The following is a 14,204-nucleotide window of genomic DNA, read 5'->3' on the forward strand; positions in this document are numbered from 1 at the left end:
CTGCGAATTATTTACCGCGTACCAGCGGCAGGTTTTCACCGCTCCAGCCACTCACGCCGTCTTTAAGAACAGAAACCTGCGTGAAGCCTGCGGCACTCAACTGTGCTGCCGGTTCGCCGGCACTCTGGCCCGTGGCACATACCACAATTATGGGCTGAGACTTATGCTTTTCCAGCTCGCCAAAGCTGCCTTTTTTGATGTCCGCCGCCGCTACATTCAGCGCCCCAGAAATGTGTCCTTTGCGGTAGTCGTCGCGCGAACGAACATCTACCACCACCGCGTCCTCTTTGTTAATCAGACGGGTCGCTTCACCACGGCTAATCGTTTTTACCTTCGAGAACATACCTTTAACGGTGGTTACAATCACCAGAACGAGTAAGACAACCCATGCCAGACTGAGGATGGGGTGATTGCTTGCAAACTGCATAATTTCTTGCATGAGGGGTAACGACTCCAGACCGGGCTAATAAGCTAAAACAAGGGTTCTGAGTATACCTGCGCCACCTCGCATGTACAGTCGCTAAGGGGTCAGAGTTACGATTTGTGCGTCATTTTCCAAAAAAAGTGTTCTAATCGCAAAATTAACACAAAGTTTATGCTTGTAAGCTGAAGGCCGACATGTTTGGAAAAGCAAAACCCGGCCCGGTAAACTGGTAAGCGGCTGTTCATCGTGGAATAATTAGCGACTATGAAGGGAAAAGCGATTGTTTTACCAACAAGGACCTGTCACAACGGCCCAGCAAATCCGTTGTCATCACGCTGGTCCGCACTCTCCCTCAGCCTGCTCTGTGCGGGCGCTCTGTTATTGCCGCCCATTGCGCATAGTGACGATGACAGCAAATCGCAGCTGAAATCCATTCAGCAGAATATCGCTGCAAAAGAGAAAAGTGTTCAGGAGCAAAAACAGCAGCGCAGCAAATTGCTTAACCAGCTGGAAAGCCAGGAAAAAGTGATTGCGCAAGCCAGTCGCCAGTTGCGTGAAACCCGCAATAGCCTGAGCGCACTGAGTAACGATATTACCCAACTCAATACCTCCATCGCCCGGCTGGAAAAACAGCAAGCTCAGCAGGAGAAATTGCTGGCACAACAACTTGATGCTGCTTTCCGTCAGGGGCAACACAATGGCTTACAATTGTTACTCGGCGGTGAAGAAGCCCAACGTAGTGAACGCATTCTGGCCTATTTCGGCTACCTCAATGCGGCACGTCAGAAGAATATCGATGACCTGAAACAGACGCAGCAACAGTTGGCGGAACAGCGTCAGGCGTTGCAGGACAAACAGCAGCAGCAAAAAAATCTACTCGCTCAGCAGCAGACGCAGCAGGACAAGCTGGAGTCCGCCAGTGCGGCTCGTAAGAAAACGCTGACGGCCCTGGAAGGTGCGTTGAAAAAAGACCAGGCTGATCTGGTACAAATGCGTCAGAACCAGAGTCGTCTGCAAGACAAAATCGCCAAAGCGGAACGAGAAGCCCGCGAGCGCGCCGAGCGCGAAGCCCGCGAGGCGGAGAAAGTCCGCCAGCGTCAGGCGCAGGCCAAAGCCAAAGGATCCAACTATCAACCTACGCAGAGCGAGCGTGAGTTGATGGCGCGTACCGGTGGTCTGGGCCGTCCCGGTGGCCAGGCCGTCTGGCCGGTGCGCGGACGAGTGGAACATCGTTTCGGCGAAACCATGCAGGGTGAATTACGTTGGAAAGGTCTGGTGATTGATGCACCAGAAGGGACCGAAGTGAAAGCCATCGCCGATGGGCGCGTACTGATGGCCGACTGGCTGCAAGGCTACGGCCTGGTTGTCGTGCTGGAACACGGTAAAGGCGACATGAGCCTTTACGGCTACAATCAAAGTGCGCTGGTGAGTGTTGGTGCCCAAGTGAAGGCAGGACAGCCTATTGCTCTGGTGGGCACCAGTGGCGGCCGCGGTACGCCCTCACTCTATTTTGAAATCCGGCGGCAGGGACAAGCCGTGAATCCACTGCCGTGGTTAGGAAGATAAGCTTTGTTTCAACCTTATAAACTCTCCGCCGCCCTGTGCGGCCTGTTTTTGTCACTTTCCGCCCATGCTGGCAAACTCTCCATCGTCATCGACGACTTTGGCTATCGCCCGGTCGAGGAAAACAAAGTGTTGCAGATGCCGGCAGCCATCTCCGTTGCGGTACTCCCCAACGCCACTTATGCGCGCGAGATGGCGACAAAAGCCCATCAAAGCGGACATGAGGTTCTTATCCATCTGCCAATGGCGCCTCTCAGCAAGCAGCCATTGGAGAAGGATACGCTCACCCCTGAGATGTCCAGTGCGGAAATTGAACGCATCATTCACGATGCGGTGGGGAAAGTACCCTACGCGGTAGGCCTTAACAATCATATGGGCAGCAAGATGACCTCCAGCCTGCCAGGCATGCAGAAGGTGATGCAGGTTCTGAATCACTACAACTTCTACTTCCTGGATAGCATGACCATCGGCAATAGCCAGTCGATCCCTGCGGCACAGGGGACCCATGTGAAAGTTCTTAAACGCCGGGTATTTCTTGATGACAGCCAAAATGATGCCGCCATTCGCCAGCAATTCACCCGGGCGGTGAAACTGGCACAGCGTGATGGTTATGCGATTGCGATCGGACACCCTCATCCCAATACGGTGCGAGTGCTGCAACAAATGCTACCAACATTACCTGCCGACATCACCCTGGTAAGACCCAGCCAGCTGCTGAATGAGCCACTCCATCAAGGTTCCACCATACCATCGACAAAGCCACAACCTGAGCCACACTTCCGAGCGCCTGGCGTCTGTAAGGTCAGTAAATCATTGGCTCCGGTGCCACAGAGTCGGGCTGTTGATATATTGGAAGAAAGCATTGTTGAGAGCCCACTCATCGATTCGCTTAAGATGCTTTTTTAATTTGCAGGTGTGGCCAGGCAGCCCTAAAACCCGGCCTGACCGCCGGGCAATGGCCTAATCCCAGCTCAGTATCACTTTGCCAGAGTGTCCGGATCGCATCTCGTCAAAGGCTTGCTGAAAATCATCAACAGGGAAACGGTGGGTGATAACTGGTGTGAGATCGAGACCGGATTGAATCAACGCCGCCATTTTGTACCAGGTTTCAAACATCTCTCGACCGTAAATACCTTTAATAAACAGCCCCTTGAAGATGACCAGATTCCAGTCGATCGCCATCTCACCAGGCGGAATGCCCAGCAACGCGATACGTCCGCCGTGATTCATCACTTCCAGCATGCTGCGAAACGCCGGGGGCGCACCGGACATTTCCAGCCCAACATCAAAACCTTCGGTCATACCGAGTGATGCCATCACCTCACGCAGATTCTCCTGTGCAACGTTCACGGCGCGCGTGACACCCATTTTGCGCGCCAGATCGAGACGATATTCGTTGATGTCCGTGATCACTACATTGCGTGCGCCAACATGCTTGCATACTGCGGCAGCCATGATGCCGATCGGCCCGGCGCCGGAAATCAACACATCCTCACCCACCAAATCAAACGACAACGCGGTATGCACAGCATTGCCGAAGGGGTCAAAAATGGCCGCCAGTTCGTCGGAGATATTGTCCGGGATTTTGAAGGCGTTAAACGCAGGAATCACCAGGTACTCGGCAAAACACCCCTGGCGATTTACCCCCACGCCAATAGCATTACGACACAGGTGAGTACGTCCGGCCCGACAATTACGGCAGTGGCCGCAGGTGATATGTCCTTCACCAGAAACGCGATCGCCAATCGTGAAACCTTTCACTTCCTGGCCGATAGCCACCACTTCCCCCACATATTCGTGGCCGGTGATCATCGGTACCGGAATGGTTTTACGCGACCAGTCATCCCAGTTGTAGATGTGAACGTCGGTGCCGCAGATGGCGGTTTTACGGATTTTTATCAGCAGATCGTTATGGCCAGGTTCCGGAATCGGCGCATCGGCGATCATCCAAATGCCTTCTTCTGCTTTTAATTTCGCGAGTGCTTTCATTGTCGGCTCCTCAGACGATGATACCCAACTGCTGACCAATACGGGTAAAAGCCGCTACCGCATGTTCCAGCTGTGCCTGGGTATGAGCCGCCGAAATTTGCGTACGGATACGCGCCTGCCCCTTTGGCACCACCGGATAGAAGAAGCCGGTGACGTAAATCCCTTCGCGTTGCAGCAGGCTGGCAAACTCCTGCGCCACTTTCGCCTCCCCGAGCATGACCGGAATGATGGCGTGATCGGCACCCGCCAGGCTAAACCCGGCTGCGGTCATTTTTTCCCGGAAGTAGCGCGCGTTTTCCCACAGACGTTGGCGCAGTCCATCGCCTTCACTGAGGATTTCCAGCACTCGTAGCGAAGCAGCAACAATCGCCGGGGCCAGCGAGTTGGAAAACAGATAAGGACGCGACCGCTGACGCAGCCATTCCACGACCTCTTTTTTCGCGGCGACATACCCCCCGGACGCACCACCGAGCGCTTTGCCCAGCGTACCGGTCAAAATGTCGATGCGATCCATCACCTGACAATATTCATGAGTGCCACGACCACTGGCACCGACAAAGCCGACCGCATGTGAATCGTCCACCATTACCAGTGCATCAAATTCATCCGCCAGATCGCAAATGCCTGGCAGGTTGGCAATCACGCCATCCATGGAGAACACACCATCGGTAGCGATCAGGATATGGCGCGCGCCATTATCGCGCGCGTCCTCCAGACGAGCGCGCAATTCGTGCATATCGTTGTTGGCATAACGATAGCGCTGGGCTTTGCACAGGCGAACGCCATCAATGATGGAGGCGTGATTGAGTGCATCCGAAATGATGGCATCTTCCGCATCAAGCAAGGTTTCAAACAGGCCGCCGTTGGCATCAAAACAGGAGGAGAAGAGGATGGCGTCTTCCATCCCCAGAAAGTCTGCCAGTTTGCGCTCCAACTGCTGATGGATGTCCTGAGTACCGCAGATAAAGCGCACCGAAGCCATGCCGAAACCGTGCGTATCCATCCCCTCTTTGGCAGCCTGAATCAGCGCCGGATGGTTCGCCAGACCCAAATAGTTATTGGCGCAAAAGTTGATGACTGGCTTACCGTTGGCAACGTTGATTTCTGCCTGTTGTGGCGAGGTAATGGTGCGTTCCTGTTTGAACAATCCGTCCTGACGCGTTGTCTCAAGTTGTTGAAGGATTTGCGAATAAAATTGACTGGACATGATTCCGCTCCTCAGATAGCAAAATTTTGGCACATATTACTGATTGAAAGGCGTATTAACGACGTTTCAGCCAATGAAATCTCCATTTTGCAGCATAGTTCACGCTGTGCGCGTGAAATATGACGGGCTTCCGGAGTCATCTGGCTGCCTGCTGCGGACTGAAATGTTATGATGTTAGGTATTCGTGCGTGAAACCTCCTGTTTCACCCCAACTGTTTAAAGGCAAAGCACATGATTATCGTAACGGGTGGCGCTGGCATGATTGGCAGCAACATCGTCAAGGCGTTGAACGATCGCGGTCATACTGACATTCTGGTGGTGGATAATCTGAAGGATGGCACCAAATTCGTGAACCTGGCGGATCTGGACATCTCTGATTACATGGATAAAGAGGAATTCCTCACCTACATCATGTCCGGCGAAGATCTGGGGCCGATTGAAGCGGTATTCCACGAAGGTGCCTGCTCGGCAACGACCGAGTGGGACGGCAAATACATGATGGATAACAACTATCAGTATTCAAAAGATCTGCTGCACTTCTGTCTCGAACGTGAAATTCCGTTCCTGTATGCCTCCTCTGCTGCCACCTATGGCGGTCGCAACGAAAACTTTATCGAAGAACGCCAGTACGAGCAGCCGCTCAACGTGTATGGCTACTCGAAAATGTTGTTTGACCATTACGTGCGCCAGATTCTGCCTGAAGCGGATTCGCCAGTGTGCGGTTTCCGTTACTTTAACGTCTATGGCCCACGCGAAGGCCATAAAGGCAGCATGGCGAGCGTGGCTTTCCACCTCAACACACAAATCAGCAACGGCGAAAATCCTAAGTTGTTTGAAGGCAGCGATGATTTCCGTCGCGACTTCATCCACGTCGATGATGTTGCTGCGGTGAATCTGTGGTGCTGGGAAAATGGTGTCTCCGGCATTTACAACTGTGGCACCGGTCGTGCTGAGTCTTTCCAGGAAGTGGCGGATGCAGTGCTGAAATTCCATCAGCAAGGTGAGATCGAGTACATCCCGTTCCCGGATAAGCTGAAAGGTCGCTACCAGGCGTTCACCCAGGCGGATCTGACCAAACTCCGTGCGGCGGGTTACGACAAGCCGTTCAAAACCGTGGCCCAGGGGGTGGCGGAATATATGGTGTGGCTGAATCGTAACGCATAAGGGATCCGGCAGCAGCGATGAAAATTCTGGTTATTGGCCCTTCCTGGGTCGGCGATATGATGATGTCGCAAAGTCTCTATCGCACGCTCAAGGCTGAGCATCCTGAGGCGGTTATTGATGTAATGGCACCTGCCTGGTGCCGACCGCTGCTGTCACGTATGCCGGAAGTGAATCAGGCGCTGGCGATGCCGCTCGGTCATGGCGCGCTGGCTCTGGGCGAGCGTCGTCGGTTGGGCAAAACCTTGCAGGCGAGTGGTTACGATCGTGCTTATGTGCTGCCGAACTCATTTAAATCGGCGCTGGTGCCATTTTTTGCCGGTATCAAGCGTCGTACTGGCTGGCGTGGTGAGATGCGCTACGGCGTGTTGAATGATGTGCGGGTGCTGGATAAAGCGGCGTTTCCGTTAATGGTCGAACGTTATGTGGCGTTGGGCTATGACAAACCGGTGGCCTCTGCGCAGCAGTTGCCGCAGCCATTATTGTGGCCGCAGCTCAGGGTTGAAGAGGATGAGAAACGCATGACGGCCGCGCAATTTGGGCTTTCTGCCGATCGTCCTGCTATTGGCTTCTGCCCCGGTGCTGAATTTGGTCCGGCAAAACGCTGGCCGCATTACCACTATGCCGCACTGGCGGAACAACTCATCAGCGAAGGCTATCAGGTGGTGCTGTTCGGTTCGGCTAAAGATCGCGAAACCGGTGACACCATTGTGCAGACTCTGCCAGAAACCGCGCGCTATCACTGTAAAAACCTTGCCGGTGATACCCAGTTGGAACAGGCCGTCATTCTACTGGCGCACTGCGCTGCGGTGGTGAGCAACGATTCGGGGTTGATGCATATTGCGGCGGCGCTTAATCGTCCACTGGTGGCGTTGTATGGTCCAAGCAGCCCCGATTTCACGCCACCGTTGTCGCATCAGGCGCGTGTTATTCGCCTGATCACCGGTTATCACAAAGTTCGGAAAGGCGATGCCGCAGAAGGTTATCACCAGAGTCTGATAGATATTCAACCGACGCGCGTGCACCAGGAATTAAGCGCTTTGCTGAATGAGGCGCAGGAGTAAATATGCACGTCCTGATTGTGAAAACGTCCTCAATGGGCGACGTCCTGCACAGCCTTCCCGCGTTGACCGATGCGATGCAGGCCATTCCCGGCATTCGTTTTGATTGGGTAGTGGAAGAGAACTTCGCTCAGATTCCGGCCTGGCATCCTGCCGTGGATAAAGTCATGCCGGTCGCTATCCGCCGTTGGCGCAAGCATTGGTTTGGCAGCCAGCAACGTGAAGAACGCGTGTTATTTAAACGTGAGTTACAGTCGCGTCAGTACGATATCGTGATTGACGCGCAGGGACTGATCAAGAGTGCTGCACTGGTGACTCGCCTGGCGAAAGGTGTAAAGCACGGGCAGGACAGCCGTAGCGCCCGAGAACCTTTCGCCAGCTGGTGGTATGACAAACGCCACGAAATCAATAAACAGCAACACGCGGTGGAACGCACTCGCGAGCTGTTTGCGAAAAGCCTTGGCTATGAAAAGCCAGCCACTCAGGGTGACTATGCCATCGCCGGGCATTTTCTGAGTTCATTGCCGCAAGATGCGCATCAGTATCTGGTATTTTTACACGCGACGACGCGAGACAATAAACATTGGCCGGAAGCGCACTGGCGTGAGTTGATTAAATTGGTGCAGCCAACCGGCCTGCGCGTGAAATTACCTTGGGGCGCTGAGCATGAACATCAGCGCGCGTTACGCCTGGCGGAAGGGTTTACTCATGTTGAGGTGCTGCCACGTCTGACACTGGAGCAGGTGGCGCGACAGTTGGCGGGAGCACGCGCCGTGGTTTCCGTTGATACCGGGTTGAGCCATCTTACGGCAGCATTGGATCGCCCGAATTTAACGTTGTATGGCCCGACGGATCCGGGGCTGATTGGTGGCTATGGTAAGAATCAGATTGCGCTGGTTTCTCCAACCAAAGAACTGGGTGATTTGGTAGCCGATGAAGTAATGGCACATCTTCAGACTGTAATAGCGGAAGACGCAAAATGAATTATGTTCTGATCTATTTGATACTGCTGCCATTGCAGTACATGATGAAACTCTTTAAAAAACCCACCGGAAGAAGTTTAGTCATTCAGACAGCGAAGATCGGCGATTTTATTAATATAACACCTATGCTGCGCGCATTAGGCCAATCTGACGTTTTAATCAGCCGGGCGGTAGAGCCTTTGGTGCGTCATGATGACACCATCACCCGTTACTATCTGATTGAAGACGCAAAGCGCAGCTTATGGAGTAAAATTTGCCTGGCTTTTACCCTGATGAATCGCTACGACAATGTTTATCTGACACAGCCGAACAGTGTTAATCTGTTCTTCGCGTCATTATGCAATGCGCAAAATAAGCAATTTTTACTCACCTATGTGCGTAAATCCTACCATAAAGTCTTCTATCGTAGTGCGACGGGCATCGTCGAGCATACAAAACAGGATTTGACGCTGGATAGCTACCTGAAACTCATTAATCGGGATTATCGTTATACCGATTTTCCCAAGCATGCCACCTCTCCTTTGTATGTTCCGACCACGGTTCCTGTAGCACTTTGCACTCCCGCACAAGGTATAAAGATTGGCATCAGTATTTCTGCCGGAAATAAAGCCAAGACCATCCCTGCTGCTATCTGGGTTCAGATCATTGAGTCATTGTCCGCCCTACCCTGTACATTTTATGTCTTTGGACCTCCGGCTGAGCAACCCTGGCTGGATGAGTTATTAACACTGGCTCCCGACAAAAAAAATATTATCAGCCTGATCGGCCAGTTAAATTTAGAGGATGTGCCCTGGGCTATCTCGCAGATGGACTTTTACATCGCATCTGATTCGGGTAATGCCTATATTGCCGATGCACAACAAGTTCCGGTAATCATGTTCTATGGACCCTGTGAAATCAGAGAACAACGACCGGTAAATCGTGTCTTGTTTATTGGACCCGACAACATTGACGCCTCAACTTTTGTCTTCGCTACTCGATTTAAATTTGAACAACCTCCCGAAGTTCTGTTTGGCTTGAATGAAGATAAGATAATGAAAATTAGCAAGTTTATTGAAGACAACCAGGGGTAGTACAGCATCATGGCAACACACCTTCATACTGAGGCCGTCCAGCAAAGCGAAACACTGCTTAACACGCTGTCTCACAACGACGCATCGGTTATACATGTTGCATTTGGCATTAATCATAACTATGCCAGAGGAATGGGTATTACCCTCTTTTCATTACTCAAGCACCATCCCACTACCGCTTTTCATATTCATATTTTTACCGATACGTTGGCTAATGATGATGTTGACCGTCTAAAGCAATTGGCCGGTAACCAGCCGCTCGCCATAACACTCCATCTCTTCAATGATAGTTGGCTGGAAAAACTGCCTGCGGTCGGACGCTATCCAAAGAGTATTTATTATCGATTCCTGATTCCAGAAACCGTAGCTCGCTATAGTGATCGTGTTTTTTACCTTGATGCCGATACACTGGTGGTAGGCGATTATTCTCCGCTATTCACGTTGGATATCAGTCATGTCATCCTGTGTGCCAGTAATGACACGCTGCGTGCACGCCAGAATCAATGTCCTAAGTTGGGTCTTAAACAAGGTAATTACTTTAACTCTGGCTTCATGTTGATCAACATCCCCCGTTGGCTGGAAAATGACACTACCGAAAAGATAATAGATTTGCTTGTTATTCAGGGTGCAAATTTTGGATTCCCCGATCAGGATGCATTAAATATCCTTCTGGAAAATGAAACCCTGATCTTGCCTGATAAATACAACTTTATTTACGACATTATTGCGAACAAAGTCTGGCATAGTTTTAACGTCCCTGACGATACTGTCATGATCCATTACACGGGGAAATGCAAACCCTGGCATGCATGGAGCGGCGGCGATCTTTCACATCGTTATTTAGAATATTATCGTTTATCGCCATGGTCATCACTGCATCTTGATGAGCCTCTTGATCATAAAGAGATGAAGCGCTTTGCCCGGATAAAATACTATAAAAAAGAATACACCTCCAGTCTCATCTGGATGCTTAATTATATTAAACATAAATTTTTCAAGTAAGAATGATGATGCGCATTGCTGAAATTTCTAAACTAATGAAAACGGAACAGGGAAGAGGAATAATATTTTATTCTCTCACGCTAATCTCGATGGCATTTTTCTTTGTCTCCGGAGAGATTTCCCGCAACGCCTATTACATGTTAACGTACATCTCGTTTTTTAGCTTGGCCTGGCTGGTGTGGCAAGAGAAAAAACTCTATTTTTACTGGATACCTACCTTACTTCTACTGCTAGGCCTGAGTAAGTGGATCTGGGCAATCACAACGATAAACCACCAACTACCACTGATTGCTGAACACTATAAAATCAGTGGAAAAAGAATGATTCTGGGGGCGTTTGTCATCTACTGCGTGTATCGTCTGTCCCCTGGATGGCGGCTACCTGCCCGCCTGGTCCAGGTTGGGACGTTGATTTTGTGCCTGATGATTTTCGTTGTAGCCTGGATTGGCATTGAACAAGTTATCCATACTGGAGAGCGCCCTAAAATCAATTCAGACGCAGCAACCTCTGGCGCATACATGTTCACGGTGCTTTCTCTGGTGACCTTGTGGTCTATCCGCCGTGTTTTCCCACGACATTACGCCGTGCCATATTTTATAACGTTGGTCGTCTCCTTTATTTTACTGGGTGTGACCCAAACACGCTCCGCTATTCTATTGTTCAGCTTCTTTTGTATTGCCAGTATATTGCATCACATTGTGACTACTCCTGGACGTTCAAGATTGATTTGGATGGGTATTTTTTCATTGCTCCTTCTTACCAGCATTTTTAGTCTCAGCAAATACTCAGACAAACTTTTTGATCGCGTCGAGACGGTTAAAACCGAGGTTCAGCAATATTCAGCAGGAGATCCGAGCACCTCAATTGGTGGCCGTTTTGGCATGTGGCAGGCAGGATTGTGGGCATTCACACAACATCCGTGGGGGCAAAGTGCCGACACGCGCAGTGTGGAAACTAAAGAATGGCTGGATAAGCATCAGCCAGAAAATGAAATCGCCTATCTTAATATTCAATATCATACCCACAACGATCTGGTTGATAGCCTTTCTTTGCAGGGCATCGTTGGTGGGATCATCATGCTGGGCTTTTTCATTGGTTTATTGCTGGTGCCGATATTTGGTAAATCTCCCCGCTACGAAGCTTTATTATTAGCTATCCCGGTTATCTATTTTAGCATGGGCGATTCGCAATTTTATAACAGAGAATCTCCTTACTTCATTCTTCTGGTGTGGGGATATTTTATGATGATGAGGCGGGTCAAAATGAGCAGTTCAAACACCATGATTAATCCAGAGCAATAAAAGATGGATGCCGATGACACCTTGTATCCGACAAGGGTATCAGCTGCTGTGGTGGCTAAGCTGCCTTTATCGCGAGTGCGAGAAATAAGCGTCGCATCTGGCTTTCACCCCTGGAGGGTTTGCCCTACAATCAGCTCACTGAATTTTGAGATCATTTAGTATGGCAAGCCTGATTCCAGACCACTTTGCACCCCAAAATATTCTGCTGATAAAGCTGCGCCATCATGGTGATATGCTGCTGACCACACCGGTGATCAATGCACTTCGCCAACGTTACCCACAGGCCAATATTGACGTCCTGTTGTATAAAGAAACCCGCCCGATGCTGGAAGCTCATCCGGCCATTCGGCAACTGCACATCATCGATCGCAACTGGAAAAAGGAAGGCGGCTGGCAGAAATTCCGCCATGAACTCGCGCTGATTTCTGCTGTGCGCGCGTGCCATTACGATTTGGTGATCAATCTGGCTGATCAGTGGCGTAGCGCCATTCTCACGAAACTTTCCGGCTCCCCGGTTCGTATTGGTTTCGCGTTTACCAAGCGCGATAGCGCCATCTGGCGCTGGTGCCATAACCTGCTGGTGAGCACCCATGATCACGGTAATCTTCACACCGTTGAACAGAATATGTCGGCACTGTCCCCTCTCGGCATCACAGCCTCAGGAGCCAAAACTTCTATGCACTTCAGTGCCGCCGACCAGCAAAAAGTGCAGGATGTACTGGCCCACCAGCAGGTCAATGCACCTTATGTGGTGGTGCAACCCACCTCACGCTGGGAATTCAAATGCTGGGATGATGAGAAAGTCGCGCAGTTAATCGACGCACTGACTGCTGATGGCCACACCGTGGTACTTACCGCTGCACCAGATAAAAAAGAGTTATCGATGATTGAACGTATTCAATCACTGAGCCAGAGCGATAGCGTCGTGTCGCTTGCCGGTCAATTCTCTTTACCACAGCTGGCGGCACTGATCGCCGGTGCCCAACTGTTTATTGGTGTTGATTCCGCGCCGATGCATATGGCTGCCGCGCTTGATACGCCTTGTCTGGCGTTGTTTGGCCCCACCAAACTACAATTCTGGCGTCCGTGGGGTGATAACAACCGCGTCATTTGGGCCGGTGATTATGGCCCCCTGCCTGATCCGGATTCCATCGATACCAAAACCAACCAGCGCTATTTATCGACCATTCCGGTTGCGGATGTGCTCGCCGCCGCAAGGAGCTTTTTGCATGAATAAGCTACGCCTGGCAATTGTCCGGCAGAAATATCGCCCGGACGGCGGGGCCGAGCGCTTTATTTCGCGTGCGCTGGAAGCACTGGACAACGAGCAGCTGGACCTCAATATCATCACCCGTAGCTGGCAAGGCACACCGAACCCGGCCTGGCATCTGCACATTTGCAATCCGGCTAAGTTTGGCCGCGTCTCGCGTGAACGCGGTTTTGCCGTCGCGGCACGCGCCTGCTGGGAGCGGGAAAAGTTTGATATTGTGCAGAGTCATGAGCGTATCGCCGGTTGCGATATCTTTCGCGCGGGGGATGGTGTGCACCGTGTCTGGCTTGAGCAACGCGCACGCATCGTCTCATCATGGCAGCGACTGAGCGCTACACTGAGTCCCTATCATCGCTATGTGCTGCGGGCCGAACGAGAAATGTTCAATGCCTCGTCGCTGAAAGCGGTAATCTGTAATTCTGAGATGGTAAAGCAGGACATTTTGCGTTGCTTTTCGCTGGATGCCAGCAAGATTCATGTTATTCACAACGCTATTGATAGCCAGCGTTTTCAACCGGCAGCCGAAGCACAGCGCTTCGCATCACGTCAGCAACTCAGGCTGCCGCAGGATGCCACGGTGATGATTTATGTCGGCTCCGGCTTTGAACGTAAAGGATTAAAAGCCGCAATTGAAGCGGTTGCACGCAGCGATCGCTTCCTGATTGTCGTTGGCCAGGACAAGCAGTTGTCACGTTATCAACAGTTGGCTAATCAACTAAATTGTCTGGAGCGCCTGCGTTTTGTCGGTGTGCAGCAGGACGTACAGCCTTTCTATCATGCTGCAGATGCCTTATTGCTACCGACACTCTATGATCCTTTTCCGAATGTGGTGCTGGAAGCCATGGCCTGTGGGCTCGCGGTAATTACCAGTACCGGCTGTGGTGGAGCCGAATTCATTCAGGCTGGTCAGGAAGGCTTCGTGTGTGATGCCTTGGATATCAAGGCATTAAATGACGCCGTACTGGCAATTCCGTCACTTTCACAAAACTGCGCGTTAGGTGAAGCCGCACGCCGCAGAATTGAACCTTATGGTCCGCAACGACTGGCGCAGGCGCTCACCTCGCTTTACCAGCAAGTGCTTCAGCCTGTTTGATGAAGTGGTATGAGCAGGCGTCAGGTTTCTGATAACATGCCGCCATCTTGATTTCTTATGCTTTTTGACGCGAACCT

Annotated in this window: 13 protein-coding genes; 10 read left to right on the forward strand and 3 right to left on the reverse strand. The window is 51.3% G+C overall.

Annotated elements, in window-relative coordinates; all coding sequences use genetic code 11:
• Window positions 1–7: 7 nt before the first annotated feature.
• Window positions 8–439, reverse strand: coding sequence for a rhodanese-like domain-containing protein (locus tag AC6I8W_RS20120; protein ID WP_013511012.1), 432 nt, complete (start codon window positions 437–439; stop codon window positions 8–10).
• A 249-nt stretch (window positions 440–688) separates the two neighbouring features.
• Between AC6I8W_RS20120 and envC the strand changes: the two genes are divergently transcribed.
• A complete protein-coding gene (gene envC, locus AC6I8W_RS20125; RefSeq protein WP_497836406.1) occupies window positions 689–1,990 on the forward strand; it encodes a murein hydrolase activator EnvC in 1,302 nt (433 codons plus the stop codon).
• Between the two features lie 3 nt (window positions 1,991–1,993).
• Window positions 1,994–2,893 (forward strand): divergent polysaccharide deacetylase family protein, encoded by a 900-nt coding sequence (locus AC6I8W_RS20130; protein ID WP_497836407.1) that lies wholly within the window; start codon window positions 1,994–1,996, stop codon window positions 2,891–2,893.
• Between the two features lie 54 nt (window positions 2,894–2,947).
• Here AC6I8W_RS20130 and tdh read toward each other — a convergent pair whose 3' ends face one another.
• Window positions 2,948–3,976: an L-threonine 3-dehydrogenase gene (gene tdh, locus AC6I8W_RS20135; RefSeq protein WP_497836408.1), complete on the reverse strand. Its 1,029-nt coding sequence runs from the start codon at window positions 3,974–3,976 to the stop codon at window positions 2,948–2,950.
• A gap of 10 nt (window positions 3,977–3,986) precedes the next feature.
• A complete protein-coding gene (locus AC6I8W_RS20140; RefSeq protein WP_497836409.1) occupies window positions 3,987–5,183 on the reverse strand; it encodes a glycine C-acetyltransferase in 1,197 nt (398 codons plus the stop codon).
• Between the two features lie 231 nt (window positions 5,184–5,414).
• Here AC6I8W_RS20140 and rfaD point away from each other — a divergent pair, with 231 nt between their 5' ends.
• The 8 genes from rfaD (at window position 5,415) to AC6I8W_RS20180 (ending at window position 14,127) form a co-directional block, all read left to right on the forward strand.
• Entirely contained in the window at window positions 5,415–6,347 is a 933-nt protein-coding gene (gene rfaD / locus AC6I8W_RS20145) for an ADP-glyceromanno-heptose 6-epimerase (protein ID WP_480366722.1), read from the forward strand.
• 17 nt (window positions 6,348–6,364) lie between these two features.
• Window positions 6,365–7,408, forward strand: a complete 1,044-nt coding sequence (rfaF, locus tag AC6I8W_RS20150; RefSeq protein ID WP_497836410.1) for an ADP-heptose--LPS heptosyltransferase RfaF — start codon at window positions 6,365–6,367, stop codon at window positions 7,406–7,408.
• Window positions 7,409–7,410: 2 nt separating this feature from the next.
• The gene (rfaC, locus tag AC6I8W_RS20155; RefSeq protein ID WP_497836411.1) at window positions 7,411–8,388 is read left to right on the forward strand and encodes a lipopolysaccharide heptosyltransferase RfaC; all 978 of its coding nucleotides are present in this window, start codon (window positions 7,411–7,413) and stop codon (window positions 8,386–8,388) included.
• On the forward strand, window positions 8,385–9,461 hold the full coding sequence (locus AC6I8W_RS20160; protein ID WP_497836412.1) for a glycosyltransferase family 9 protein: 1,077 nt from the start codon (window positions 8,385–8,387) through the stop codon (window positions 9,459–9,461). The genes rfaC and AC6I8W_RS20160 overlap by 4 nt, the downstream gene beginning before the upstream one ends.
• A 9-nt stretch (window positions 9,462–9,470) precedes the next feature.
• A complete protein-coding gene (locus AC6I8W_RS20165) occupies window positions 9,471–10,463 on the forward strand; it encodes a glycosyltransferase family 8 protein (RefSeq protein ID WP_497836413.1) in 993 nt (330 codons plus the stop codon).
• Between the two features lie 2 nt (window positions 10,464–10,465).
• Window positions 10,466–11,764 carry an O-antigen ligase family protein gene (locus AC6I8W_RS20170; RefSeq protein ID WP_497836414.1) on the forward strand — a complete coding sequence of 433 codons (1,299 nt, stop codon included), beginning with the start codon at window positions 10,466–10,468 and terminating at the stop codon, window positions 11,762–11,764.
• 160 nt (window positions 11,765–11,924) lie between these two features.
• Window positions 11,925–13,001, forward strand: a complete 1,077-nt coding sequence (gene rfaQ, locus AC6I8W_RS20175) for a putative lipopolysaccharide heptosyltransferase III (RefSeq protein WP_497836415.1) — start codon at window positions 11,925–11,927, stop codon at window positions 12,999–13,001.
• On the forward strand, window positions 12,994–14,127 hold the full coding sequence (locus AC6I8W_RS20180; protein WP_497836416.1) for a glycosyltransferase family 4 protein: 1,134 nt from the start codon (window positions 12,994–12,996) through the stop codon (window positions 14,125–14,127). Before rfaQ ends, AC6I8W_RS20180 begins: the two co-directional genes overlap by 8 nt.
• Window positions 14,128–14,204: the final 77 nt, after the last annotated feature.

Source organism: Pantoea sp. X-Soil-TKNS-1211, from assembly GCF_059730495.1.

Coding starts and splice junctions, on each gene's coding strand:
- AC6I8W_RS20120 (WP_013511012.1), bottom strand. CDS start 439: ATGCAAGAAATTATGCAGTTTGCAAGCAATCACCCCATCCTCAGTCTG.
- envC (WP_497836406.1), top strand. CDS start 689: ATGAAGGGAAAAGCGATTGTTTTACCAACAAGGACCTGTCACAACGGC.
- tdh (WP_497836408.1), bottom strand. CDS start 3,976: ATGAAAGCACTCGCGAAATTAAAAGCAGAAGAAGGCATTTGGATGATC.
- AC6I8W_RS20140 (WP_497836409.1), bottom strand. CDS start 5,183: ATGTCCAGTCAATTTTATTCGCAAATCCTTCAACAACTTGAGACAACG.
- rfaD (WP_480366722.1), top strand. CDS start 5,415: ATGATTATCGTAACGGGTGGCGCTGGCATGATTGGCAGCAACATCGTC.
- rfaF (WP_497836410.1), top strand. CDS start 6,365: ATGAAAATTCTGGTTATTGGCCCTTCCTGGGTCGGCGATATGATGATG.
- rfaC (WP_497836411.1), top strand. CDS start 7,411: ATGCACGTCCTGATTGTGAAAACGTCCTCAATGGGCGACGTCCTGCAC.
- AC6I8W_RS20160 (WP_497836412.1), top strand. CDS start 8,385: ATGAATTATGTTCTGATCTATTTGATACTGCTGCCATTGCAGTACATG.
- AC6I8W_RS20165 (WP_497836413.1), top strand. CDS start 9,471: ATGGCAACACACCTTCATACTGAGGCCGTCCAGCAAAGCGAAACACTG.
- AC6I8W_RS20170 (WP_497836414.1), top strand. CDS start 10,466: ATGATGATGCGCATTGCTGAAATTTCTAAACTAATGAAAACGGAACAG.
- rfaQ (WP_497836415.1), top strand. CDS start 11,925: ATGGCAAGCCTGATTCCAGACCACTTTGCACCCCAAAATATTCTGCTG.
- AC6I8W_RS20180 (WP_497836416.1), top strand. CDS start 12,994: ATGAATAAGCTACGCCTGGCAATTGTCCGGCAGAAATATCGCCCGGAC.